General features: G+C 66.2%; 26 protein-coding genes and 1 tRNA gene. 15 read left to right on the top strand and 12 right to left on the bottom strand.

Annotation, left to right across the window (positions count from 1 at the left end):
* Positions 1–37 precede the first annotated feature (37 nt).
* Complete coding sequence (locus BVH73_RS06005) at positions 38–832, top strand: sulfurtransferase (protein WP_079416999.1); 795 nt, start codon at positions 38–40, stop codon at positions 830–832.
* 3 nt (positions 833–835) lie between these two features.
* On the opposite strand, the gene BVH73_RS06000 is transcribed toward BVH73_RS06005, so the two are convergent.
* Positions 836–1,762, bottom strand: a complete 927-nt coding sequence (locus BVH73_RS06000; RefSeq protein WP_079420386.1) for a DMT family transporter — start codon at positions 1,760–1,762, stop codon at positions 836–838.
* 65 nt (positions 1,763–1,827) lie between these two features.
* On the opposite strand from BVH73_RS06000, the gene BVH73_RS05995 reads away from it, so the two are divergent.
* A complete protein-coding gene (locus BVH73_RS05995; RefSeq protein ID WP_079416997.1) occupies positions 1,828–2,589 on the top strand; it encodes a YoaK family protein in 762 nt (253 codons plus the stop codon).
* A gap of 10 nt (positions 2,590–2,599) precedes the next feature.
* Here the strand turns inward: BVH73_RS05995 and BVH73_RS05990 are convergent, their stop codons facing one another.
* The gene (locus BVH73_RS05990; RefSeq protein WP_245800435.1) at positions 2,600–3,577 is read right to left on the bottom strand and encodes a ChaN family lipoprotein; all 978 of its coding nucleotides are present in this window, start codon (positions 3,575–3,577) and stop codon (positions 2,600–2,602) included.
* A 77-nt stretch (positions 3,578–3,654) separates the two neighbouring features.
* On the opposite strand from BVH73_RS05990, the gene BVH73_RS05985 reads away from it, so the two are divergent.
* Entirely contained in the window at positions 3,655–4,227 is a 573-nt protein-coding gene (locus BVH73_RS05985; protein WP_079416995.1) for a 2'-5' RNA ligase family protein, read from the top strand.
* 120 nt (positions 4,228–4,347) lie between these two features.
* Here BVH73_RS05985 and BVH73_RS05980 read toward each other — a convergent pair whose 3' ends face one another.
* From BVH73_RS05980 to hemB, 3 genes are all read right to left on the bottom strand, one after another.
* On the bottom strand, positions 4,348–4,857 hold the full coding sequence (locus tag BVH73_RS05980; protein ID WP_169836757.1) for a BON domain-containing protein: 510 nt from the start codon (positions 4,855–4,857) through the stop codon (positions 4,348–4,350).
* 189 nt (positions 4,858–5,046) lie between these two features.
* On the bottom strand, positions 5,047–5,724 hold the full coding sequence (locus BVH73_RS05975; protein WP_079416990.1) for a cytochrome b/b6 domain-containing protein: 678 nt from the start codon (positions 5,722–5,724) through the stop codon (positions 5,047–5,049).
* Positions 5,725–5,748: 24 nt separating this feature from the next.
* Positions 5,749–6,762, bottom strand: coding sequence for a porphobilinogen synthase (hemB, locus tag BVH73_RS05970; RefSeq protein WP_079416987.1), 1,014 nt, complete (start codon positions 6,760–6,762; stop codon positions 5,749–5,751).
* Positions 6,763–7,003: 241 nt separating this feature from the next.
* Between hemB and BVH73_RS05965 the strand changes: the two genes are divergently transcribed.
* The 5 genes from BVH73_RS05965 to BVH73_RS05945 all read left to right on the top strand — a co-directional run bounded on the left by BVH73_RS05965 (position 7,004) and on the right by BVH73_RS05945 (position 11,167).
* The gene (locus BVH73_RS05965) at positions 7,004–7,441 is read left to right on the top strand and encodes a CopD family protein (protein ID WP_079416985.1); all 438 of its coding nucleotides are present in this window, start codon (positions 7,004–7,006) and stop codon (positions 7,439–7,441) included.
* Positions 7,442–7,479: 38 nt separating this feature from the next.
* The gene (locus BVH73_RS05960; protein WP_245800434.1) at positions 7,480–8,622 is read left to right on the top strand and encodes a VanZ family protein; all 1,143 of its coding nucleotides are present in this window, start codon (positions 7,480–7,482) and stop codon (positions 8,620–8,622) included.
* Between the two features lie 9 nt (positions 8,623–8,631).
* Positions 8,632–8,985 (top strand): (2Fe-2S) ferredoxin domain-containing protein, encoded by a 354-nt coding sequence (locus tag BVH73_RS05955; RefSeq protein WP_079416980.1) that lies wholly within the window; start codon positions 8,632–8,634, stop codon positions 8,983–8,985.
* A 58-nt stretch (positions 8,986–9,043) separates the two neighbouring features.
* The gene (locus BVH73_RS05950; protein WP_179947963.1) at positions 9,044–9,724 is read left to right on the top strand and encodes an alpha/beta hydrolase; all 681 of its coding nucleotides are present in this window, start codon (positions 9,044–9,046) and stop codon (positions 9,722–9,724) included.
* Between the two features lie 213 nt (positions 9,725–9,937).
* The gene (locus tag BVH73_RS05945; RefSeq protein ID WP_079416974.1) at positions 9,938–11,167 is read left to right on the top strand and encodes a D-alanyl-D-alanine carboxypeptidase family protein; all 1,230 of its coding nucleotides are present in this window, start codon (positions 9,938–9,940) and stop codon (positions 11,165–11,167) included.
* Between the two features lie 23 nt (positions 11,168–11,190).
* Here BVH73_RS05945 and miaB read toward each other — a convergent pair whose 3' ends face one another.
* The 5 genes from miaB to BVH73_RS05920 form a co-directional block, all read right to left on the bottom strand.
* Positions 11,191–12,531 (bottom strand): tRNA (N6-isopentenyl adenosine(37)-C2)-methylthiotransferase MiaB, encoded by a 1,341-nt coding sequence (gene miaB / locus BVH73_RS05940; protein WP_079420382.1) that lies wholly within the window; start codon positions 12,529–12,531, stop codon positions 11,191–11,193.
* Between the two features lie 14 nt (positions 12,532–12,545).
* Complete coding sequence (locus BVH73_RS05935; RefSeq protein WP_079416972.1) at positions 12,546–12,923, bottom strand: hypothetical protein; 378 nt, start codon at positions 12,921–12,923, stop codon at positions 12,546–12,548.
* Between the two features lie 202 nt (positions 12,924–13,125).
* Positions 13,126–13,202 (bottom strand) — tRNA-Met (locus BVH73_RS05930).
* A gap of 31 nt (positions 13,203–13,233) precedes the next feature.
* A complete protein-coding gene (locus BVH73_RS05925; protein WP_079416969.1) occupies positions 13,234–14,019 on the bottom strand; it encodes an enoyl-CoA hydratase in 786 nt (261 codons plus the stop codon).
* Between the two features lie 44 nt (positions 14,020–14,063).
* Entirely contained in the window at positions 14,064–15,923 is a 1,860-nt protein-coding gene (locus tag BVH73_RS05920; protein WP_079416967.1) for a M61 family metallopeptidase, read from the bottom strand.
* Between the two features lie 141 nt (positions 15,924–16,064).
* Between BVH73_RS05920 and BVH73_RS05915 the strand changes: the two genes are divergently transcribed.
* The 5 genes from BVH73_RS05915 (at position 16,065) to BVH73_RS05895 (ending at position 20,352) form a co-directional block, all read left to right on the top strand.
* A complete protein-coding gene (locus BVH73_RS05915) occupies positions 16,065–16,856 on the top strand; it encodes an EAL domain-containing protein (RefSeq protein ID WP_079416965.1) in 792 nt (263 codons plus the stop codon).
* Between the two features lie 118 nt (positions 16,857–16,974).
* Positions 16,975–18,429, top strand: a complete 1,455-nt coding sequence (locus tag BVH73_RS05910; protein ID WP_079416963.1) for an MFS transporter — start codon at positions 16,975–16,977, stop codon at positions 18,427–18,429.
* A gap of 53 nt (positions 18,430–18,482) precedes the next feature.
* The gene (locus tag BVH73_RS05905; protein ID WP_079416961.1) at positions 18,483–19,307 is read left to right on the top strand and encodes a DUF7847 domain-containing protein; all 825 of its coding nucleotides are present in this window, start codon (positions 18,483–18,485) and stop codon (positions 19,305–19,307) included.
* Positions 19,308–19,330: 23 nt separating this feature from the next.
* Entirely contained in the window at positions 19,331–19,876 is a 546-nt protein-coding gene (locus tag BVH73_RS05900; RefSeq protein ID WP_079416959.1) for an adenine phosphoribosyltransferase, read from the top strand.
* Between the two features lie 2 nt (positions 19,877–19,878).
* A complete protein-coding gene (locus BVH73_RS05895; protein WP_154048431.1) occupies positions 19,879–20,352 on the top strand; it encodes an LEA/WHy family protein in 474 nt (157 codons plus the stop codon).
* A 1-nt stretch (position 20,353) separates the two neighbouring features.
* Here BVH73_RS05895 and BVH73_RS05890 read toward each other — a convergent pair whose 3' ends face one another.
* Both BVH73_RS05890 and BVH73_RS05885 read right to left on the bottom strand, forming a co-directional pair.
* The gene (locus BVH73_RS05890) at positions 20,354–20,668 is read right to left on the bottom strand and encodes a DUF3817 domain-containing protein (RefSeq protein ID WP_079416955.1); all 315 of its coding nucleotides are present in this window, start codon (positions 20,666–20,668) and stop codon (positions 20,354–20,356) included.
* A 116-nt stretch (positions 20,669–20,784) separates the two neighbouring features.
* Entirely contained in the window at positions 20,785–22,338 is a 1,554-nt protein-coding gene (locus tag BVH73_RS05885; protein WP_079416953.1) for a DEAD/DEAH box helicase, read from the bottom strand.
* A 269-nt stretch (positions 22,339–22,607) separates the two neighbouring features.
* Here BVH73_RS05885 and ettA point away from each other — a divergent pair, with 269 nt between their 5' ends.
* Together ettA and BVH73_RS05875 are read left to right on the top strand one after the other, a co-directional pair.
* A complete protein-coding gene (gene ettA / locus BVH73_RS05880; protein WP_079416951.1) occupies positions 22,608–24,272 on the top strand; it encodes an energy-dependent translational throttle protein EttA in 1,665 nt (554 codons plus the stop codon).
* Between the two features lie 15 nt (positions 24,273–24,287).
* A complete protein-coding gene (locus tag BVH73_RS05875) occupies positions 24,288–24,647 on the top strand; it encodes a thioredoxin domain-containing protein (protein WP_079416949.1) in 360 nt (119 codons plus the stop codon).
* The last annotated feature ends 4 nt before the right edge of the window (positions 24,648–24,651 follow it).

Below are 24,651 nucleotides of genomic sequence, written 5' to 3'. Positions count from 1 at the left end.
TGGGCGGGGCGATGGTACAGCCCGATAATGGCCGCCCATGACGACACCGCCACCTGCCGCCACGCCCGCCGTGGTCAATATCTCCTGCTACAAATTCGTCAGCCTCGACGACCTGCCCGGCTGGCAGGCGCGACTGGCGGCGCAATGCGAGGCGCTGCAGCTCAAGGGAACGATCCTGCTCGCGCCCGAGGGCATCAACCTGTTTCTCGCCGGGCCGCGGCCGGCGATCGATGCGGTGATGGCCACGCTGCGCGCCGACGCCCGGCTGGCCGACCTCAGCCCGAAGGAATCGCTCTCGGCGGAGCAGCCTTTCAAGCGCATGAAGGTGAAGATCAAGCGCGAGATCATCACCCTCAACCGCCCGCAGATCCGCCCCGAGGCCGGCCGCGCGCCGGCGGTGGCGCCCGAGCGGCTCAGAGCCTGGCTCGACGCCGGATGCGACGACGAGGGCAGGCCCGTGGCCCTGCTCGACACCCGCAACGCCTTCGAGCGCGATCTGGGCAGTTTCGTCGGCTGCGTGGACTTTCGCCTCGGCAAGTTCAGCGAGTTCGCCCCTGCCGTTGAGGCGCATGCCGCCGACTTTGCCGGCCAGACCGTGGTGACGTTCTGCACCGGGGGCATCCGCTGCGAGAAGGCCGCGCTGCTCATGCAGGACTTGGGCATCGAGCGGGTCTACCAGCTCGAAGGCGGCATCCTCAAATACTTCGAGCTGGTCGGCGACGCGCACTATCAGGGCGGCTGTTTCGTGTTCGACGAGCGCGAAGTGCTCGGCTCCGACCTGCGGCCCGGCGACGGCACCATCGCCCCTCCCGCAGCGCCGCGGCACCGCTGAACCTCACATCCCCTTGCGCGCCAGATAGATGCCCGCGAGCACCAGGCCCGCGCCGAGCAGTTGCGGGGCGGTCAGCGCCTCGCCAAGCAGGATCCACGCGTACACCACCGCCATGGCCGGCTGCACCAGCAGACCCACCGACGAGAGCGCCGGGTTGAGCCTGCGCACCGCGTAGGCGATGACCACCTGCCCGCCGATCTGCACCAGCAGCGCCAGTCCCAGCACCCACAGCCAGCCGATGGCCGCATTCGGCCACAGCCTTCCCTCGGCGAGGGCGAAAGGCCAGAGCACCACGGCGGCGAGCAGGGTGACCACGGCCATGAGCGGCGCGGTGGGCAGCCGCTGCCGCGCCTGCTGGATGCCCACCTGATACGCCGCGTAGAACACGGCCGACACCAGCCCGCTGGCGTCGCCCAGAAGCGCCCGGCTGTGGCCGACGTTGGGGCCGATCATCAGGGCCGCGCCGCCCAAAGCCGCGGCCAGCCCGGAGAGAAACACCGGCCGGGGAGCGTTGCGGGTAATGACCCAGAAGGCCAGGGTGATGAGCACGGGGGCGAAGTTCGATTCCAGCGTGGCGTTGCCCACCGCAGTCCAGGTCACCGCGAGGTGGAAAAACACCAGGTCGAGCGCGAACATGGCGGCGGCAAAGAGGGCCAGCCCCCAGGTCGGCCAGTGCGCCAGCAGGGCGGGCGGAGCCGGGCGCCGCGCGTGCCACGACGGGGCGGTTGTAGTGGTGGGAGCCTCGACCCGTTCGGGCGTTCGGCGGCTCCAGGCCACCGCGGCCCAGACCAGCAGAAACGGGGCGGCCACGGCCATGCGCCAGAAGGCGCTGGCGAACGGGCCGAGGTTGGCCGTGGTGTCGGCAAGGCGCACGAAGACGCCGGCGAGGCCGAGCACGGCGCCGCCAAGGAGCAAAATGAGGAAATCCATCACCGAATTGTCGGTGCAATTCATCGGTTCGTAGGAAGGGCCGCCGCCGGTGGCCCGCTTCAGTCATGCCTGTGCATACTCTGCGTCGATTGACCGGGCGGCGGCGCACGCCTTGGGCGGACCGCGCACTCGGTCTGGTGCTGGCCGCAGTGGCGGGCGCGGCCAATGCCGGCGGCTTCGTCGCCGTGCATCAGTACACCTCGCACATGACCGGCATCGTGTCGGAGATGGCCGATCACCTCGCTGTGGGGAGTTGGGCGCTGGTTGCGGCCGGAGCGGGGGCGGTACTGAGCTTCCTGGTGGGCGCCATGGTGTCCACGCTGCTGATCAATCTGGGCCGCAGGCAGCACCTGCACAGTGAGTATGCCCTGCCGTTGGTGCTCGAGGCGGGGGTGATGCTGCTGTTCGGCCTGATGGGGGCGGGCCTGTCGCAGCGCGACTGGGTGTTCATTCCGGCCACGGTCTCGCTGCTGTGTTTCATGATGGGCCTGCAGAACGCGATGATCACCAAGGTGTCGCACGCGGTGATCCGCACCACGCATGTGACGGGTATCGTCACCGACATCGGCATCGAGCTCGGGCGGATGGTTTACTGGAACCGCGACCCCGATCCGCAACTTCGGCCGGTTCACGCCGATCTCGGGCATCTCGCCCTGCTGACGGGTTTGCTGCTGCTGTTTTTCGGCGGTGGTGTGGTCGGGGCGATGAGTTTTGCCCGCATCGGCTACGTCACCACCGTGCCGCTGGCGGCCCTGCTCCTGTTGCTCGCGGCCGTGCCGGTGGGGGACGATCTGTACCGCCTGCGCAAGCGTCTTCTGGCGCACTGATTGCCCGGATTCAGGGTTTTTTCAGCGTCTTTTGCAGCTCGGCGCAGTGATCGATGGGCGGCGTGCCCGGGGTGAACCACACCGCGTCATAGCCTGCAGGAAGCTCGGGCCGGGTGTCGGGCGAGAGGCCCTTGAGCAGCAGGCTGAACAGTCGCACCGGGCGGGCGACGTCGCGCGGCATGTGCGCTTCATGCGCGGCCACATGCAGGGCGACGCCGAGGGTGCGGTTGGCGTGAAAGCTGCCTGTGAGCAGCACGACGGTCTTGCCGGAGCGCGCCTGCGCGAGGCTGTGCGCCGCCATGCTGTCGTCGCGGGCGAACTGGATGCGCGCCATCGCCGGAAGTTGAGAGGCGGGCAGGAGGCCGCAATGGCTCTCGGCCACGTCGTCGAGAATGCGCTGGCGCACTGCGGCAGGCACGCTGGTGTCCCACCGCGCCTGCTGCATGGCGGCGCGCATATCGGCTCGCGGCAGGTTGACCCCCACCACGGGCACCCCGGCGCGCACCGCGGCCATGACCGGTGCCGCATACATCGCCCAGGGCCAGCCGTCGTCGTTCCAGTGCAGCCGGGCGCGGACCACGGCCTCGGGCGCATCGCGCGGCCCCTCGAAGCGCTGGCCTGCGTCGGCCATCTCCAGAGCCAGTGCGGCCAGCGCGCCGCGTTCGCCCAGCGCGCTGACGATCCAGGCCTGCACGGCGTGATGGTCGGGATGGTCGTGTTGCTCGCCCAACAGGCACAGCGTGGCCCGCGCGCAATCGTCCACCAACTGTTGCGGCGTGATGAACTGCCGACCGCCCTGCAGGATGCGCCCGACCAGCGGCGAGTGGGCCTCGACCGGCTCGGTGTAGCGCGGCAGCGGCGGCAGCGCGGCGGCCCGCGCGGCAGAGGCCGCGAGCCAGAGCGGCGCGCCGGCGGCCAGACCCAGGGCGAGGTTCAGACGCCGACGCGTGGCGTCGGGGGGCGAAGACCGGGTGGATGATGGCATCATGAGGGCATGTTCAATCGCGTGGGCCGGTCGAACTTACTGCAAGAGCGCAAGCCCGCGTCCGCATCAGGTCAAGACCCATGTCGGCGTCAACTCCGTTGCTGCAGTCGCCAGACGACTCGGCCCCGCAGCGCCTGTTCTTCGCGCTCTGGCCTGGCGGCGCCCTGCGCGGGTGCATCGCCCGTCATCAGGCCCTGTGGCAAGCGTCGGCGGTGGCCAGGGCGACCCCTGCGCCCAAGCTGCATCTCACGGTGCTGTTCATGGAGGGGGTCGCGGCGCATCGGGTGCCCGAGCTGATGGGGGTTGGTGACGCGATCTCGCCGGAATGGACCGACTTCGATCTGACTCTGGACCGGGCTTGCGTGTGGCCGAGGGGCGGCATCGCGCATCTGGCGCCGTCGCAGCCGCCTGCGGAGCTGTTGCTGTTGCGCTTGCGCACGCAACTGGTCGCCCAGGTCGATCGACGCGGGCTGCCGTTCGATGGCCGCGCCTTTGCGCCGCATGTGACGCTGGCACGGCGGGCGCAGGCGTCGCAGCCGCCGACCGAGTTTCCGCCGCTGCACTGGCGGGTGCGGGGCTTCGCGCTGGTTCGATCGGTGCTGGGCGCCGGGCGCTACGAGGTGCTCGGCCAATGGCCGTCGTCAGGGCGATGAACCTCGGGCGCCCGGTGTCTAGGAGCCTGTCGGACTTGAGCATCGCGGGCTGCAAATCCGCAGCCACGGGCCACTCTCACACCCTTTTTTCGCTTCACGCGACTCAAGCCCGACAGGCTCCTAGGGCGGCTGGCTTGCGGGCAAGGCCAGCGGATAAGGCGGATGCCCGCGCGTTCCCACCAGCAAGTCGCTGAGCACGACCTGGACATCGGGCGTGGCGCGGGCGATGGCTTCGAGTCGCTCGATCTGATCGCCTTGCATGACACAGCCCGAAAGTTGCACCACCCGGCCCTGGACGAGAACCCACACCGCGCTGTCGCGCAGCGCCGGATCGGCCCGCAAGGCGGGCAGCAGGGCTGTGGCGATGCCCCGGTCGTAGTCGAAGCTGCTGGCATAGCGGCATTTCCCCGCCAGGTAGCAGCTGTTGCCGCGCTCGACGCGGTGATGCTCGACTTCCCGGATCTCGGCCCGCGTGTAGGTGGGCGGGCTGGGCGTGGGACAACCGACGAGGCCGTGCGTGGCCTGTGCGAACGGATCGTGGAACGGGTTGACGATCAGCGGCGCGGCCGCTGCGGCCCCGTGTCCGAGGGCCAGGAACACAAGCATGGCCGCACTGAGCGACGGCGGCATTCCGGCTCGCCGAGATGGGCGGGGAAGGCATCGTTGCATCGAAACACCTCCCTGGAGGCGCGGTGGATTGAATTCCAACAAGCTTACGCCCGGGCGTCCCAGGGGGTGGAGAGCCCGCGACGCCCTCGCGGCCATCGCGGCCCGAAGGCCTCGATGGCCAGCGGCGACCCGCCCGCCAGAGGCTGATACTCAGTAGCTGGACACGCTGCCCAGCGTGGAGATCCACCACGCCAGCACCCCGCCCGCCGCGACGACGATGAGCGCGAGCAGACGGCCCGCCCAGGTATCGCGGGCCGAGGGCATGTCGGCGACGGCGTCGATATCGCCGGTCAACATGGGCCGCACCAGATTCTGTCGCTTGACGGCCGCGTAGTAGGCAATGGCCGCCAGGTGCAGGCCGACGAGCGTATAGATCAGCGGCTGGCCGATGGTGGTGTGATAGAAGGTGAAGATCGCGCTGGTGCGGTTGCTCACATAGCTGGTGAGCGGTCCGGCGTTGAAAATGTCGTCGTTGGCGAACAGGCCGCTGATGACCTGCAGCGCCACCGCCGTCAGCAGGGCGAGCACCGAGAGGCTGCCCAGCGGATTGTGACCCGCGCGAAGGTGGGCAGGACGCGGATCGTCGCCACGCACATAGCGAAGGACCGTGCCAGGGCCGTGCACGAAGTTCCCAAACCGGGCGTGGTGGCTGCCGATCACGCCCCAGACCAGTCTGAAGACCAGCAGCGCGATGAGGGCGTAGCCGCTCCAGTAGTGGTATTGCATGGCGTTGCCGCCGGTCAGACCCGTGACGATGGAGACGGTGACGCAGACCGCCAGCGCCCAGTGAAACAGGCGCAGCGGCAGATCCCAGATGCGGACTTTCATGAAGTGGCTCCCGTGCTCAGACTCTCAGCCTTGCTGCAGCTTGCGGGCGCAATCGAGCGCGAAGTAGGTGAGGATGCCATCGGCCCCGGCGCGCTTGAACGCCAGCAGCGATTCCATCATCACCGCGTCGTGGTCGAGCCAGCCGTTTTGCGCGGCCGCCTTGAGCATGGCGTATTCGCCGCTGACCTGATAGGCGAAGGTGGGCACGCGGAACTCGTCCTTCACCCGCCGCACGATGTCGAGATAAGGCATGCCGGGCTTGACCATCACCATGTCGGCGCCCTCGGCGATGTCGAGCGCGACTTCGCGCAGGGCTTCGTCGGAATTGCCCGGGTCCATCTGATAGACCTTCTTGTCGGCCTTGCCCAGATTGGAGGCCGAGCCGACGGCGTCGCGGAACGGGCCGTAGAAGGCGCTGGCGTACTTGGCGCTGTAGGCCATGATGCGGGTGAGGATGTGGCCGTTGTCTTCCAGGGCGCGACGTACCGCGCCGATGCGTCCGTCCATCATGTCGCTGGGCGCGACGATGTCCACCCCGGCGGCAGCGTGGGTCAGCGCCTGCTTCACCAGCATCTCCACCGTGGGCTCATTGAGGATGTAGCCCGTGTCGTCGAGCAGGCCATCCTGGCCATGCGAGGTATAGGGGTCGAGCGCCACATCGGTGAGCACGCCCAGTTGCGGAAACGCGCTCTTGAGCGCCCGCACCGCACGCGGCACCAGCCCGTCGGGATTCGTGGCTTCGACGCCATCGGGCGTCTTGAGCTTGGGATCGATGACTGGAAACAACGCAAGCACCGGAATGCCCAGCCGCACGCATTCCTGTGCCACCGGCAGCAGCAGATCCAAGCTCAGACGCTCCACGCCAGGCATCGAGGCCACGCTCTGCCGCTGCTGCTCGCCGTCGAGAATGAAGACCGGATAGATCAGATCGTCCGCACTCAGGCGGTGTTCGCGCACCAGACGGCGGCTGAAATCGTCGCGGCGCAGCCGCCGCATGCGGGTGCCGGGAAAGCCCGGCAGGTTCACAAAGTTTTTCATCTTTAGTCGGTTGTAGGCTGGAACTTGAGGCGGTCAATGCTATCTTTTTCAGGCAGATGGTGCGCCGCCTGGCGGGCCATCTCCCGCTTCTCCTCCCTGAGCGGGGCCTTGTTTCAAGGCTTGAATCCCTGGCCAGCACTGCCGGGGATTTTTTTGTCTGGCCTCTTCGTCTGTCCCCGCGCAACAAGGTTCCCCAACGGCTCTTCTACACTGCATGTCTGTCTGAACAAGGGAGTTCGATATGGCTTTTCAATGGGTGCTGACCTGGCACATCATCTTCGTGATCGCGTGGTACGCCGGCCTGTTCTACCTGCCGCGCATCTTCGTGAATCTGGCCATGGTGCCCGAAGGCAGCACGGCCGAACGCGAACGCCTGCTGATGATGGGACGCAAGCTCTACCGCTTCACCCACATCCTGATGTGGCCCGCCATCATTCTCGGTCTGGTGTTGTGGCTCTATTACGGCATCGGTCTGCACGGCCCTGGCAATGGCTGGATTCACACCAAGGTCACCCTGGTCGTGCTGCTGGTGATCTATATGTTCTGGTGCAAACGCATCCTCCGGCAGTTCGAGCAGGGGCGAAACACGCGCAGCCACAAGTGGTATCGCTGGTTCAACGAGATCCCCACCATCATCCTGTTCATCATCATTCCGCTGGTCGTCATCAAGCCGTTCTGACCCATTCCCGGCGCGTCGCTGCCGGGCGCTGACGCATCATGTCTTCGCATCGCCCAGCGCACAGCGCGCGTCCGGTCTCCCGCTTTTCGCGCTATGCGCTGGCGGGCTATGCGCTGCTGATCGTCTATGCCAGTCTTTATCCCTTCGCGGGATGGCGCTGGCAGGGGCTGATGCCGTATGACTTCGTTCTCGCGCCGCTGCCGCGCTACATCACGCTCAGCGATCTGCTGATCAACGTCGGCGGCTACCTGCCGCTGGGCTATCTGATGGCGCGCTGTCTGCCCGCGCGCTGGCCGCGATGGGCGCTGTGGGGGGGCGGCAGCGCGCTCGCCAGCGGCCTGTCTTTCTGCATGGAGGCGTTGCAGGCTTTTCTGCCCATGCGGGTGTCGTCCAATCTCGACTGGCTGACCAATTCCCTGGGGGGGATCGCCGGGGCTGCAGTCTGCGTGTGGTTGCTGCCGCGCATTCGGCTGGCGGCCTTGCTGCGGCTGTGGCGCGAGCGCTGGTTTGCGCCTCATGTCGGCTATGGCCTGCTGCTGCTGGTGCTCTGGCCCGTGGCACTGCTGTGGCCGGCGGCCGTGTTGTTCGGCACCGGCCAGATCGGCCCGACCCTGCTGCAACCCGCGCTCGATACCGATACCTGGCGGGTGTTGTCGGCGTGGTTCGTCAACAGTGGGTTGCGTCTGCCCGACTTTGCCCCCATGAGTGCCCTGCGCCAGACGGGGATCACCGCGGCCATGCTGGCAGGCAGCATTCTCACCCTGGCCTCGCTGCTGCGGCCAGGGGCGCCGCGGCTGCGGCTGGCGCTGCTGCTGACCTTGACCGGCCTGCTCGCGGTCAGCCTGTCGGCCGCGCTGAGCTTCGGGCCCGAGCACGCGCTGGCCTGGGCAACCGTTCCCACCCTGCGAAGCGTGGCGCTGGGTCTGATGATCGGCCTGCCGCTGGCCTATCTGCCGCCTCGCTGGGGGGCGGTCGCGGGGGGGCTGTGCCTGGTGCTGGCGCTGGTCTGGATCAACGTTTCAGGGCCGGGGCCGTACTACGCCATGAACCTGCAGTCCTGGAGCCAGGGCCTTTTCATCCGGCTCTACGGCCTGCCGCAGTGGCTGAGCTGGCTTTGGCCGTTTGCCGTGCTGGTTTATCTTCTGGCGTATGCGCTCCGACCCGCGCGCCACGACTCTTGAGCACCTCTCATGAACTACTACGAACACCACATCTTTTTCTGCCTGAATCAACGCGACGCGGGCGCCACCCGGCCATGCTGTGCCGCCAGCGGCGCAGAGGCCGCCTTCGAGCACTGCAAGAAGGCGGTCAAGAAGCTCGATCTTGCCGGTGCCGGCAAGGTGCGGGTGAACCGGGCCGGCTGTCTCGATCGCTGCGAAGAAGGGCCGGTCTGCGTGGTCTATCCCGAGGGTGTCTGGTACACCTATGTCGATCAAAGCGACATCGACGACATCGTGCAGAGCCATCTGCTGGGCGGCAAGGTCGTCGAACGCCTGCATCTGCCCGACGCGCCCGGGGGCGGCGACTCGTCGGGGTCCGTGTGATGCCCATGAGCCGCTTCCAAGCGATCATCTCGCAGCGCGTGGCGCGCAGGGTAGTCCAGTGAGCGCGCAGACCCGCAAGCGCCTGGTGCCCGGCCCGGTGGGGCCGATCGAGGTGGCGGTCGATGCGCCCGAGGGGGCGCCACGCGGGTTGGCGCTGGTGGCGCATCCGCATCCCCTGTTCGGTGGCACCATGGACAACAAGGTGGCGCAGACGCTGGCCCGGGCCTGGCTCAAACTCGGCTTCGTCGCGGTGCGGCCCAATTTCCGTGGGGTGGGTGAAACCGCGGGATTGCATGATCACGGCGTGGGCGAAACCGACGACCTGTTGGCGGTGCTCGATTTTTTCGCGTCAGAACTAGCTGCAGAGACGCGGGCCGAGGCTGAAACCTTGCCCCTGGCGCTGGCCGGATTTTCCTTCGGTGCCGCCGTGGCGGCGCGATGCGCTCAGGCGTTGCGTCAGCGGGGCAGGGCGCTGCAGCATCTCACCCTGGTCGGCACGGCCGTCACCCGCTTCGAGGTGCCGCAGGTCAGGCCGGCCGACGCGGCGCCGCTGGCGGAAACCCTGTTGGTGCTGCATGGCGAGCAGGACGACGTGGTCCCGCTGCAGGCCGTGTATGACTGGGCCCGGCCGCAGTCGCTTCCGGTGGTGGTCTTTCCCGGCGCGGGACATTTTTTCCATGGCCTGCTGCTGCCGCTGCGCGACTGGGTGTGCCGTTGGCATGGGGCGGGATGCGGGTGAGCGCCCGCTGGTCAGGCAGGGCCCGGCGCTGCGGCTGATCCCGTGCACGCACGGTTGAGAATGGAATCGCTCCGCCGTGCGAACCTTCTGCCGGTCCCGTGCTCTGACCGTCTGCCGCAGCAGGCCCCGCTGCGGCAAAACTTCGTCACCCCTGCACGGTCCGTAGGCTGTTAGGGTGTTGTTTCTTGCGTTGTGTGTTTTCAGGATTTGCCCATGTCCGTTCAATCGTTCGTCGCCGCGTGCAGCGCGGCCAGCCTGCTCGTCTTGTCGCCACTGGCGCAGGCCGCTTCCGCACCGGCGGCAGCGCCCGCCCCAACAGCCACGGCCGCTGTTCCGCTCACGCCGATGCAGACCCTGCTCGCCACCGTTCCCCCGCCCAAACTCGATGCCCGGGCCTGGCTGGTGGTCGACCTGACCAGCGGACAGATCCTGGCCGAGCACGACGCCCATGCCCAGGAGGCTCCTGCCTCGCTCACCAAGCTGATGACGGCCTATCTCACCTTCAAGGCCCTGAAGGAAGGCACGATCAAGCTCGATCAGAAAGTCACCGAGTCGAAGGAGGCCTGGCAGACCGGAGGGTCGCGCATGTTCATCGACCCGCGCGTGCCGGTGTCTGTCAACGACCTGCTGCTGGGCATGATCGTGCAATCGGGCAACGATGCAGCCATGACGCTGGCGCAGACAGTGGGCGGCTCGGTGAGCGCCTTTGTCGCCATGATGAACCGCCAGGCGCAGCAGTGGAATCTCAAGGGCACGCACTTCATGGACCCCACGGGTCTGCCCGATCCCGGACACCACACCACGGCTTATGACCTCTCCATCATCGCCACGCACATCATCCGCGACTTTCCGGCTGACTACGCACGCTATTTCAAGGTCAAGGAGTTCACCTACAACCACATCACCCAGCCCAACCGCGTCAGTCTGCTGTTCACCGACCCTTCCGTGGATGGCATGAAAACGGGTTACACCTCCGAAGCCGGTTACTGCATGATCACCTCGGCGCAGCGCCAGTTTCCCAACGGTCCGCGGCGGCTGCTCACCGTGGTGATGGGCACGCCGACCGAGCGGGCCCGCGGGGATGAGAGCCAGGTGCTGCTCAACTGGGCCTATCAGAACTTCGACGACATCGTGCTGGCCGCACCCGGCAAGCCGGTGTTGACCGCGCCGGTCTGGAAGGGTGTGGACAACAAGGTCGAACTGGGCTCTTCGGTGCCGGTGATCATTTCCGTGCCGCGTGGCATGGGCAAGGATCTGCAGACCAAGGTGGTGCGGCCCGATCCGCTGGTGGCGCCGCTGCAGGCCGGGCAGCGCGTTGGCCAGCTGGACATCAGCATGAGCGGCAAGCCGCTGGCGGTCTATCCGCTGGAAGTCGTCAAGGCCGTACCCGAGGCCGGTCTGTTCGGCCGCGCCTGGGACAGCCTGCGTCTGATGATCAAGTAAAGGATTGCGCCGCCGAGCGGGGGTCAGGCCGTGGCGGCCTGCTCCTGTTCGACCACGCAAACCTCGCCGCGCAGCGAGTGCGGGTAGGCCGTGGTGATGCGCACGGGCATGATCTGGCCGACCAGCCGCGCGTCTCCCTTCAGATGCACGATGCGGTTGTTTTCCGTGCGGCCCTGCAGCTCCGACGGATCTTTCTTGCTCGGACCTTCGATGAGCACGGCCTGCTCCGTCTCCACCATGGCGGCGCTGATGGCCGAGGCTTGTCTCTCGATCTGGGCCTGCAGGGTCTGCAGCCGCCTGAGCTTGACGTCGGCCGGGGTGTCATCAGCCAGATTGGCTGCCGGGGTGCCGGGGCGCGGACTGAAAATGAAACTGAAGCTGGCGTCGAACTGCATGTCCTCGATCAACTTCATCAATTGCGCGAAGTCGGCATCGGTCTCGCCCGGAAAGCCGACGATGAAGTCCGAGCCGATGCAGATATCGGGGCGCACCGCGCGCAGCCGTCGCACGATGCTCTTGAACTCCAGCGCCGTGTAGCCGCGCTTCATCGCCGACAGAATGCGGTCGCTGCCATGCTGCACCGGCAGGTGCACATGGTTGACGAGCTGGGGAATGCGGCCATAGGCATCGATCAGCCGCTGGGTGAATTCCTTCGGATGGCTGGTGGTGTAGCGAAGGCGCGCAATGCCGTCGATCTCGGCCACGCACTCCAGCAGAAAGGCGAAATCCTCGCCTTCGCCCGCGCCGCGCCAGGCATTGACGTTCTGCCCCAGCAGCGTCACCTCGCGCACGCCCAGCGTCGCCAGTTCGGCCACCTCGGTGAGCACGTCGACCAGGGGGCGCGAGACTTCCTCGCCCCGGGTATAGGGCACCACGCAGTAGCTGCAATACTTGCTGCAGCCCTCCATGATGGACACGAAGGCGCTCGGCCCTTCCACCCGGGCGGGTGGGAGATGATCGAACTTCTCGATTTCCGGAAAGCTGATGTCGACCTGCGCGCGCCCCTGCGAGCGGCGCTGGGCAATGAGCTGCGGCAGGCGGTGCAGGGTCTGCGGGCCGAACACCAGATCGACGTAGGGCGCGCGCTTGACGATGGCTTCGCCTTCCTGGCTGGCCACGCAGCCCCCCACGCCGATGAGCAGATTCGGGTTGTCGGCCTTGAGTTCGCGCAGGCGCCCCAGATCGCTGAAGACCTTTTCCTGCGCCTTTTCGCGGATGGAGCAGGTGTTGAGCAGGATGAGATCGGCCTCCTGGGGCGAGGCGGCCGGCACATAGCCCTCGGAGGCACCCAGCACATCGGCCATCTTCGACGAGTCGTACTCGTTCATCTGGCAGCCGAACGTCTTGATAAAGACCTTTTTCATGGCATCAACATCCGTCATTCACTGAAAAACAGCCCGCATTGTCCGGGCGCCTTGGGCAGTTGGAGCTGACTGGCGACAGCGTCGTTCACCAGCCAGATGCGAAAGACATTGCCCATCGCATCGGTCTGGAACACCACGTGGCTTTCCACGCCGTCGAGCTGGCTTCGAGGAATGATGCGGTTCTGCGGACTGATCACCCGCACGCCCGGCCCCAGGGTGTAATCGGTGCAGTTGATGCTGACCTTTGGAAAGGCGCCAAACTCGGCTTTCCCTTGCAGGCTGCCCATCGGGTAATTCATCTGCGCCAGTGCTGCGCTCATTGCCCCCAGGCCAAGCGCCACGCCCAGAACGACCCGAACCGCGATCCGACCGGGCAGGGATTGAGGTTTCATCGCAGACTCCTTGGGCCAACGCCCGTTCGTCTTCGTGCAAGAGCGCCGAACCAGACGCAAGACAAATCGCAAACGCAAGGCAAAACCAGGCAAAACAAAAAAGCCCAGGCAATTGTGCATGGGCTTTTTTGGCGCCCACCAATTCGGCGCAATGGATCTGCTCGGGCAGAACCGGACTGTGTGAACCTGATGGACTTGAAACTGGTGGCGCTTCAGGGACTCGAACCCCGGACCTGCGGATTATGATTCCGTCGCTCTAACCGACTGAGCTAAAGCGCCAATTCGCAAACAAGCCGCGCAGTATAGCGCATCAGTTGTGGGTGAAAAGGGGTTTTCGTTTTTCCAGGAAGGCGGCCATGCCTTCCTTCTGATCGGCGGTGGCAAACAGCGACTGAAACATGCGGCGCTCGAAACGCAGCCCTTCGGCCAGCGACGATTCGAATGCGCGGTTCACGCACTCCTTGGCCATGCGCACCGAGGGCTGCGAATAACCGGCGATGGCTTCGGCCATGGCCACGGCCTCAATGAGTGCGCGTTCCAGCGGCACGACCCGCGCGACCAGGCCGCTGCGTTCGGCCTCCTGCGCGTCCATCATCCGGCCGGTGAGCACCAGATCCATGGCCTTGGCCTTGCCCACGGCGTGTGTCAGGCGCTGGGTTCCGCCCGCGCCGGGAATGATGCCGAGCTTGATCTCGGGCTGGCCGAACTGGGCGTTGTCGGCGGCGACGATGAGATCGCACATCATCGCCAGCTCGCAGCCCCCGCCCAGCGCGAAACCGCGGACAGCGGCAATCACCGGTTTGCGGATCTGCATCATCGCTTCCCAATTGCGCGTGATGAAGTCTTCGGTGTAGCTGGCGGGAAACGTTTTTTGCGCCATGGCGGTGATGTCGGCTCCTGCGGCGAAGGCCTTGTCGCTGCCGGTGACGACCATGCAGCCGATGGCCGGATCAGCGTCAAACGCCTTCAGTGCGTCGCCCAATGCGTCCATCAGGGCGTCGTTCAAGGCGTTGAGCTGCTTGGGGCGGTTGAGGGTGACGAGGCCGACGTGGCCCCGGGTTTCGGTCAGGATGACGGCGTCGTCTGCGCTCTGCATGGGCATCTCCTCAAGGAATCGGAATCGTTCGAAGGCATTGTGCGTCACGGCGCGGTGCCCAGCCAGGCGCTCTGGCGCTGCCGCTGCGACCGCTGGGGTCTGTCGGCCAGACGCAGTTGCACCCGGCTTGCCGGCATGACAAACCAGGGCGTCTGACTCTGCTGCTCGAGATCCTGGCGCAGCCAGCTCAGGCGCCAGATGTCGCCCTTGGCCGCCAGCGCGTGATGGCGCTCGAGCACGGATTTGCGCGCCCGCTCGCCGTCGAGCGTGAGCAGGAGATCGCCGGCCGCCAGCCCCGCGCGTTCGGCCCAGCCGCCGTTGCGCACGCGCTGCACGCTCAGCCAGCCGCCGGCCTGCTCCTGCACGGCCAGCCCCAGCGCGTCGAGCGGGGCGTCTTCCTGGACGGACCCTTGCACGCCGAAGTCGGCGAGCCTGGCTTTCAGCGGCGGCAGTTCGGTGCCGTGGACATGGCGGCGGAAAAAAGCCCGCCAGTCCAGGCCGCTCACTTCCTTGAGCAGGCCCGGCAAGGCGTCCTCGGCCACGCCTTCGGCGCGCAGCGGGGCGTCGGCACGACCGTAGCGGGTCCACAGCAGCCGCATCACGTCGTCCAGCGTGACGTCGCTTTCGCGGCGCAGCCGCAGGTCGATCGCCAGCGCCACCATGGCGCCAAGCTGGTAGTAGCTGACGGTGGCGTTGGCGGTGTTCTCGTCGGGGCGGTAGTACTTGGTCCAGGCATCGAAACTGGCCTCGGCCACGCTCTGCACGGAGCGGCCCGGCGTGCGCTGCACCGCGCCGAGGGTGCGGGCCAGGCCGTCGAGGTACTGCTGCGGGCTGATCAGCCCGGCGCGAAGCACCATCAGGTCGTCGTAATAGGCAGTGAAGCCCTCGAACAGCCAGAGCAGGGTGGTGGGGTTCTCGCGTTCCAGGTCGTAGGGCGTGAAGGCGTGCGGCTTGATGCGCTTGACGTTCCAGGCGTGGAAGTATTCGTGGCTGCAAAGGCCGAGGAAATCGCGATAGTCGCCGTCTGCGGCCTGCATGCGCGGATGCGGCAGGCTGCGCCGGGAGCACATCAGCGCGGTGCTGTCGCGGTGCTCGAGGCCGCCGTAGCCGTCGGCCGTCGGCGCCACCATGAAGAGGTATTGGTCGAAGGGCGCGCGCTTGCGGCTGGGCTCGAACAGCGCGATCTGCGCAGCGCAGATGCGCTTGAGGTCGCGGGCCAGACGTTTGGCATCCACCGTGTCCCGCAAGGCGGTGGCATGGGCGATCACCATGTGGTGGGCGGCTCCGCCGGCGTTGAAGGGAATCTGCATCAGATCGCCCATTTCCACCGGGTGGTCGATCAAGTCGTCGTAATGGGCCGCACGTCGGCTGCCGAAGCCTCTGGCGTCGCATTGCACGGCAGGCAGGGTGGTGGCCAGTGTCCAGTGCGGTGCGAAGTCAGGCGCGCTGATGGTGACGGTGTGCGGCAATGCCTCGCGGCCGGCTGCGGCCAGCAGCAGGCTGCTGGCGTTGAAAAAACCGCGCTGGGAGTCGAGATAAGCGGTCCGCACCGAGAGATCGAAGGCGTACACCGTGTAGCGCAGAAGCAGCGGTCCGTCGCAGGGCGCGACGCGCCAGCGGTTTTTGGCGATCTTCTCGATGTCGACGGTCTTGCCGCCGCACCAGGCCTGCAACCGCAGCACATGACGGGCGAATTCGCGCACCAGATAGCTGCCGGGTATCCACACCGGAAGCCAGAACTCCTGTCCCGTGGCCGCCGGGTCCGCCAGGTCGAGCTCGACCTGGAACTGGTGCGCGCTCGCGTCGGCTATCGAGACGCGATAGCTTGGCCCGGAGGATTCAGGATGCTGCGTGCCCGGGCGAGGGGCCTTGGGCCGTTGAAGGGGACGGGATTTCTGGGTCATGGCGTCGGGCGCTGCCTTCAAGCTGTGGCGCGGGTGAACAGGATCTGTAAATTCGCATTTGAACGGTTCAAAACCCATGCTAACCTGCTGGAATTATTCAGGCTTGATCCTTCCAACAGCGACTACAGCGGCACAGGCATCGTGGAACGCGACGTTTTTTCTGAGATTGCCGCACATGCGGGGGCTGGGGCTCCGGCACTGGTCTATCAACCCCAGGTCAGTTACCCGGCCGGTCAAGTGATCGGGCTGGAGGTGCTGTTCCGGTGGCGTGCGGAAGACGCCCCCAAGAGGCATTCTCCGCTGATGTTTCTGCCCCAGTTGACCCCGGCGCAGACCAGCGAGCTGTTTTTCTGGGTGATGGAAGAGGCCATTTCCGAGGCCCGTGTGCTGTCCAACTGGACGGGATGGAACGGCTACATCTCGGTCAACATCGAGGCCGACCAGATCGGCGACCCGGCCCTGATCGAACACATCAACACCACGCTGCAACGCTACGCCTGGGCTCCCGAGCGGCTGATGGTCGAGGTCACCGAGCGCCGCGCCATTCCGGCCTTTCCCAGTGTCGCGCGCAATGTGCAGTCGCTGCGCAAGGCTGGCGTGCGCGTGGCCATGGACGATTTCGGCGAGGGCTATGCCTCGTTCGAATACCTCAAGATCCTCGATCCGAGCGACATCAAGATTCCCGCCAGCTTCACGGCGGATGTCACCAAGGACGTGCGCAACGCCGAGATCGTGCGCGCCCTGGTCGACATTTCGCGGCGGCTTTCGATCAACGTGGTGGCCGAGGGCGTGGAGACGCGCGAATGCGCCCAGGCCTTGCACACCATGGGCCTGCAGAGCATGCAGGGTTACCTGTTCGGCGAGCCGCGTGAACTGGAGGAATGGGCGCAGTTGCTCAAGCAGCCCGGCGCCAGCGTGGTGCAGCCTTCCTAGGGCCGTATCGGCCCCCGAGAGGGATGGTCGGCCGGGCAAGACGGGTCGATACATTTCGTCACCGCATCGCCTGTTTTTTGCATCCATCATGGATGACCGATAAAAACAGGAGACAGGCATGAGCACCATCCCGGCACAGCCCAACGCGGCGGCGATTTCCCCCGAAGCCCCCGTCGTGGGCGCACGCCCAGGGCATCACGGCGCGCCGACCATCGCGGCGCGCATTGACCGGCTTCCCCCTTCGAAGACCGTGCGCAACATGGTCATTCTGCTTTCCCTCGGGGGGCTGTTCGAGTTCTACGATCTGTTCCTGACGACCTACATCGCGCCTGGCTTGTTCAAGAGCGGCGTGTTCACCGCGACGACCAAGGGACTGTTCGGCTTCGAGGGCATCGCCAGTTTTGTCGCGGCACTATTCCTCGGTCTTTGGGTGGGCACGCTGTTCGTGAGCTGGCTCTCGGATCGCTACGGCAGACGCGTGGTCTACACCTGGGCACTGCTCTGGTACTGCATCGCCACGCTGATCATGGCGTTTCAGCACACGGCCATGAGCATCGACATCTGGCGCTTCATCGCGTCCATCGGCATCGGGCTGGAGATGGTCAACATCGATACCTATGTCTCGGAACTGGCGCCGCAGGCCAAGCGGGGAACGTATTTCGCGTTGAATCAGTTCATCACCTTCAGCGCTGTGCCGGTGGTGGCCTTTCTGGGCTGGCTGCTCGTGCCGCATCAGATCGCCGGTCTCGACGGCTGGCGCTGGGTGGCCATCTTCGGGGCGCTGGGTGCCATCGTCATCTGGTTCATCCGGCTGCGGCTGCCCGAGTCGCCGCGCTGGCTGGAGGACAAGGGGCGTCATCACGCCGCCGACGCGATTCTCAGCCGCATCGAGCAACGGGTGGAGCGCGAGACCGGCCGGCCCCTGCCCGAGCCCAAAGCCTTTGTCGGCGATGTGGATCCTGTGAAGCCGCGCTGGGGCGAAATGTGGGAAGGGGTCTACCGCAAGCGCACGGTCATGCTCATCCTGTTCAACATTCTGCAGACCGTGGGCTATTACGGCTTCGCCAGTTGGGCGCCGACCTATCTCATCGCCAAGGGCTTCGATATTCCGAAATCGCTGCTGTACACCTTCATCATCGCCTTCGCCTACCCGATCTCGTCCCTCATCGGCGCCTCATTCGGCGACCGCTTCGAACGCAAATGGCTGATCGCGGTGCCCGCGCTGGGCGTGGCCCTGTTCGGGCTGCTGTTCGCGAATGCGAATGGGGCGACGGCCATCATCGTGTTCGGCATTGCGGTGGCGTTCTTCAACAACATCATGAGCTACGCCTACCACGCCTATCAGAGCGAGCTCTACCCCACTCGCATCCGCGCGCGAGCGGTGGGATTCGTCTATTCGTTCAGCCGGATCAGCGCCGTGTTCAGCGGCTTCGTGATCGCGGATCTGCTCAAGACCTCGGGCGATGTCGGCGTGTTCACCTTCATCGCCGCCGCGATGGTCGGTGTGGCGCTGGTCATCGTCATCATGGGGCCGCGGGTCACGAAGCGGCGCCTGGAAGACATCGCGCGTTAAGTCTGCTGCGCTGCGGGAGATAATGGGCAGTCCTTCGCCTCGGGCTGCCCGCCATGACCCCCATCGATGTCGTTGTTCCCGAACCCGTTTATCGCCGTGTTCCGGCCGGTCATGGCCTGCGCTGGTGGGTCGAGGGATGGCGCAGCTTTACCCTGGCGCCGCTGCCGTGGATCGGTCTGGCCGTGGCCATGCTCGTGCTGCTGTGGCTGCTGGGCGAGCTGCCGCTGGGGGGCATGCTCTCGCAATGGCTGAGTCTGCCGCTGCTGGCATTCGGGGTGATCTTTGCGGCACTGCTGCGCCAGCGGGTGACGCGGGCGCGGGAGATCACGCCGCAGGGTATGCCGGTGGAGCCGCAGAACGAGGGCGCGCTGTCGGCGTCGAGCCAGATGTGGACGCGCCGCCTCGGCCCGCTCTTGCTGGTTTCCTTGCTGGTGCTGGCGCTGGGCGGGGTGATCGGCGCGGCGATCGTGATGGGGTTGGGCGCGATGTTCGGCCTGGGTCTGGCCAGCTTTGGCGCGTTCGCCAAGATCATGACGCCTGGCATGGGCCTGACCGCGGGCGTGGGCGCCTTGGCGGGTTCGCTCATGACGCTGTTGCTCCTGGTCCTGCTGGCCCTCTACCTGTTCAGCGTGGCGTTCTGGTTCGTCAACACCCTGGTGGCGATCGGGGGCGTGCGTCCCTGGGGCGCGGTGAAGCTGTCGGTGCGGGCCGGCTTTGCCAATCTGGCGCCCATCACGCTGTTCACCGTGCTGCTGCTGCCGATTTCGCTGGTGGCCATGCTGCCTTTCGGCTTGGGGCTGCTGGTGTTGTTTCCCGTGCTGTCGGGGGCTTCGTTTGCGTCGTATCACGACGTCTTCGGCGACGGCGCGGCGGGCTGACTTTTCTTCTCGACGGTTTCACCATGAATGTCATCGACTATCTGCGCCAACACATCCGCACCGTGCCCGACTGGCCTTCGCCCGGCGTGCAGTTCCGCGACATCACACCGCTGCTGCAGAACCCGCGGGTGTTCCGCGTGCTCATCGACCAGTTCGTGCATCGCTACATGGCCCCCGATCTGCGCCCGGACGTGGTGGCCGGCATCGATGCGCGCGGCTTCATTCTCGGCGCCGTCATCGCCTACGAACTGAACATCGGCTTCGTGCCCATCCGCAAGAAGGGCAAGCTGCCCTTCGCCACGGTGTCCGAGGAATACGAACTCGAATACGGCAGCGCCACCGTGGAGATCCACACCGATGCCGTGCGCCCCGGCGACTGCGTGCTGCTCATCGACGACCTCATCGCCACCGGCGGCACCATGATGGCCGGCAAACGCCTGCTCGAAAAGCTCGGGGCCAGCGTGATCGAGGGGGCGGCCATCGTCGATCTGCCCGAACTCGGCGGATCGCAACTGCTGCGCGACGCGGGGCTGCCGCTGTTCACCCTGGTGGACTACGCAGGGCATTGACCGTGTCGTGGTCGATGCGGGTCTGGCGGGTTGTGCTGCATGCGCTGATGAGCGCGCTGCTTTTCGCCTGGGCGCCAGCTTGGGCGCAGCCCATCGGCTCGGCCCCGGAGGTGTCGATCCGCAGCGTGGACAGTGTGGCGCTGCAAGGGGCCACCGCCATCCTCGATCTCACCCTCAACATCCGCAACACGGGCGGTCTGGCGTTGCCGCTGCAGAAACTTCGATTCCAGCTTCAGTTCAACGGTCTGGAGGTGGCGCAGGGGGTGAGTACCGCGCCGGTCACCATCGCCGCGCAACAGCAGGCCCAGGTGCCCGTGCAGGTCGTCGTGAACAGCACGATCCTGCTCGGCCTCATCGCCACCCTGCCGCCCGATGGCATGGTGCGCTACGTGATTCTGGGGACGGCCGAGATCGGCCAGACCATGCTGCAGATTCCCTTCACCCACAGCGGGGCGGTGCAACTGGCGCTGCAGTAGTTCAGACTGCCGCGGCGGGCGCCTTGTCGAGCTGGCGGCGCATCATGCGGTGCGACCACAGCCCGCCGAACGGAATGAGCGAAGCGAGCAGCACGCCCAGGCTGCGCAAGGGCGAGAGCTGCCCGCGCGAGAGCGTCACCACCAATGCGATGGTGGCCCAGATGAACAGGGCGCCGTGAATCGGCCCGATGATCTTCACCCCGACGGGCCAATCGGCCGCGTACTTCAGCGGCACGGCCAGCAGCACCAGGGCGATGAGCGACGATCCTTCGACCAGCGCCATGACGCTGAGATGATGAAGAGGGGACTTGAACATGCGTGACACTCCGGCGTATCGAGATAGATGCGCGGAATGCTATGTCCCGAAAAATCCCCTACGACGCGAATATGGCCGGGCGATTCCGGAGGAATTGCCCGATCGCAATTCCTGCGTCAGCGGCTGCGCTGACCACCGCCCTGGCGGCGCTGGCCGCCGAAGCCGGCGTTCTGTCCACCCCCTGAGGGGCGGCGTCCACGGCCCTGGCCGTTGCGCATATGAGGCGGCAGATCGAGCTCGACCCAGGGCGTGCTCTGCCAGGAATCGGCACGGCGCTCGGGCGGCAGATTGCCGGTCGCCGACTTGGCGCCAGCGCCCGACTGGCGCTGGCCCTGAGGTTTGGCGTTGGCGGGCGCCTGCGAGGAACGCGCTTGACCGGGGCGGCCGTCGCCGCGCTTGGCCCCCTGGCCTGCGCCAGGTCCACCAGCACCCTGGCGGCGCTGGCCCTGACCGCCCGCACCGCCGCGGCGTTCGCCGCCATGCAGCACGGTGCGGCCCATGACGATGGGCTGGGCCTTGGCGTTGGGATCGGGTTCGAAGCCGGGAATGACCTGCTGCGAAATGGGGTTGCGCACCAGTTTTTCGATGTCGCGCAGGAAACCGAGTTCGTCCACGCAGACCAGCGAAACCGCCTGGCCGGTGCTGCCGGCACGGCCGGTGCGGCCGATGCGGTGCACATAGTCCTCGGGAATGTTGGGCAGCTCGTAGTTCACCACCACGGGCAGCTGATCGATGTCGATGCCGCGCGCGGCGATGTCGGTGGCGACGAGCACTTGCAGCTTGCCGCTCTTGAAATCGGCCAGCGCGCGCAGCCGGGCCGACTGCGTCTTGTTGCCGTGAAAGCCGGTGGCCTTGAGACCGTCCTTGTCGAGCTGCTCGGCGAGACGGTTGGCGCCATGCTTGGTGCGCGTGAACACCAGCGTCTGTTCCCAGTTGCGTTCACGGATGAGGTGCACCAGCATGTCGCGCTTGCGGTCGCGGTCCACCGGAAACACGATCTGTTCGACCAGATCGGCCGTGGCGTTCTGGCGGGCGACCGAAACCTGTTGCGGGTTGACCAGGAAGTCTCCGGCCAGGCGCTTGATGTCGTCCGAGAACGTGGCCGAGAACAGCAGGTTCTGGCGCTGCTTGGGCAGCAGGGCGACGATGCGGCGCATGTCGTGCACGAAGCCCATGTCGAGCATGCGGTCGGCTTCGTCGAGCACCAGCATCTGCACGGCCGACAGGTCGATATGGCGCTGACCATGATGGTCGAGCAGGCGGCCTGGCGTGGCCACCACGATGTCCATGCCGCGTGCCAGGGCGTTGATCTGCGGCTGCATGCCGACGCCGCCGTACATGGTCATGCTCTGCAGTTTGAGATGTCGGCCATACGCGGCGAGGTTTTCATGCACCTGCGCGGCGAGTTCGCGGGTGGGCGTGAGGATGAGCGCGCGGGGAATGGCGCGGCCCTTGGCGTTGCGCGCAGACTCGCCGCCGCCCAGACGCTGCAGCAGCGGCAGGGTGAAGCCCGCGGTCTTGCCGGTGCCGGTCTGCGCGGCCGCGAGCAGGTCATGGCCGGCAAGGACGACGGGAATGGCTTGTTGTTGAATGGGTGTGGGCTCGGTGTAGCCTTGTTCGGCAACAGCGCGCACGATGGGCTCGATCAGGCCCAGATCTTGAAAAGACATGTGAGAAGAAGCTTTCCGGGGCTGTGTGTGAACGGCCCCAAGACTCTGCCACCACGCTGACTTAGCGCGCCAGTCTGCAACAGATGGGGTGGGCCGAGAGGCTCGGCAGGAGTCAAAAGTGACTGCGGCTGGGAGACTGGACATGGCCGCTGGGCGCTATGGTAGTGGAATTCTTGCTGCACTGCGTGATCGCTGTGTCCTTGCGGCGACAATACGGCTTGGCCTGCAGCCCTGCGGGCGCTTTCACTCCAGACAGATTCAGGATAAAGATGGCTCAATACGTTTTCACCATGAACCGGGTCGGCAAGATCGTCCCGCCCAAGCGGCAGATCCTCAAGGACATCTCGCTGTCATTCTTTCCCGGCGCCAAGATCGGCGTGCTCGGTCTGAACGGTTCGGGCAAGTCCACGCTGCTCAAGATCATGGCCGGAGTGGATACCGACATCGAAGGCGAAGCCGTGCCGATGACGGGGCTGCGCATCGGCTATCTGCCGCAGGAGCCCCAGCTCGACCCCGCCCAGACGGTGCGCGAGGCGGTGGAAGAAGGCCTAGGCGGCGTGCTGGCGGCGAAAAAGCGCCTGGAGGAGGTTTACGCCGAGTACGCCGAACCCGATGCCGACTTCGACAAGCTGGCCGAGGAACAGGCGCAGCTCGAAGCCATCATCTCGGCGGGCGAGGGCGACAACACCGACCTGCAGATGGAAGTGGCCGCTGATGCGCTGCGCCTGCCGTCCTGGGAGGCGCTTGTCGGGCCGCTGTCGGGCGGTGAAAAGCGCCGCGTGGCGCTGTGCCGCCTGTTGCTCTCCAAGCCCGACATGCTGCTGCTCGATGAGCCGACCAACCACCTCGACGCCGAAAGCGTGGACTGGCTGGAGCAGTTCCTGCACCGCTTTCCCGGCACCGTGGTGGCCGTCACCCACGACCGCTATTTCCTCGACAACGCGGCCGAGTGGATTCTCGAACTCGATCGCGGCTCGGGCATTCCGTTCAAGGGCAACTACAGCAACTGGCTGGAGCAGAAGGAAGCGCGGCTGGAGCAGGAGTCGCGCAGTGAGGCGTCTCACCTCAAGACCATGAAGCAGGAGCTCGAATGGGTGCGGCAGAACCCCAAGGGCCGCCAGGCCAAGAGCAAGGCGCGCATGGCCCGGTTCGAAGAGCTGTCGAGCATCGAGTACCAGAAGCGCAACGAGACCAACGAGATTTTCATTCCCGTGGCCGATCGCCTGGGCAATGAGGTCATCGAGTTCAAGAGCGTGCGCAAGGCACATGGCGAGCGTTTGTTGATCGACGACCTGAGCTTCAAGCTGCCGCCGGGCGCCATCGTCGGCGTCATCGGCCCCAACGGCGCGGGCAAGTCCACGCTGTTCCGCATGATTGCGGGCAAGGACAAGCCCGATGCCGGCGAGATCACCGTCGGACCCACGGTCAAGCTGGTGTACGAAGACCAGAGCCGCGAGGCCCTGCCCGACGACAAGACGGTATGGGAGGCCGTGTCCGACGGACTCGACATTCTCAACGTGGGCAAGTTCCAGGTGCCTTCGCGCGCCTATTGCGGGCGGTTCAATTTCAAGGGCGGCGATCAGCAGAAGATCGTCGGCAATCTCTCCGGCGGGGAGCGCGGGCGGCTGCATCTGGCCAAGACGCTGATTTCGGGCGGCAATGTGCTGCTGCTCGACGAGCCTTCCAACGACCTCGATGTCGAAACCCTGCGCGCGCTCGAAGACGCGCTGCTGGAGTTCGCGGGCTGCATCATGGTGTCGAGCCACGACCGCTGGTTCCTCGACCGCATCGCCACCCACATTCTCGCCGCCGAGGGCGATTCGCAGTGGACCTTCTTTTCGGGCAACTACCAGGAATACGAGGCCGACAAGAAGCGCCGTCTGGGCGAGGAGGGCGCGCGGCCGCACCGTCTGCGCTTCAAGGCGTTGCGCTGAACCGGTCTTTGGCGCATGGAGCCTTTGCTCGTCGCTTGCCTGTGCGCCCAGTGGTGCGGCATCTGCCGCGACTGGCGTGCGGGTTTCGACGCGCTGGCGGCACAACTGCCGCCCGAGATCGTGGTGCGCTGGGTCTGGATCGATGTCGAGGATCGCGCCGATGCGCTCGGCGACTACGAGCCGCCCAGCTTTCCGGTTCTGGCGGTGCAGCGGGGTGGCGACCTGCTCTACTGCACGCCGCTGCCGCAGCAGCCTGCGCTCTGGCTGCGGGTGTTGACCGAACTGGCGCGCGCCGACGAAACATCGGCCCTGCAACTCGCGCGCCAAACGGCTGATGTCGGGCTGCCCGATCTGCGCGGGCTTCAGAGCCCGTGAGCGC

The sequence above is a fragment of the Thiomonas intermedia genome, assembly GCF_002028405.1.
Taxonomy (GTDB): domain Bacteria; phylum Pseudomonadota; class Gammaproteobacteria; order Burkholderiales; family Burkholderiaceae_C; genus Thiomonas; species Thiomonas intermedia.
The sequence above is the reverse complement of the archived record's forward strand: the minus strand, read 5'-3'. Positions and strand labels throughout refer to the sequence as shown.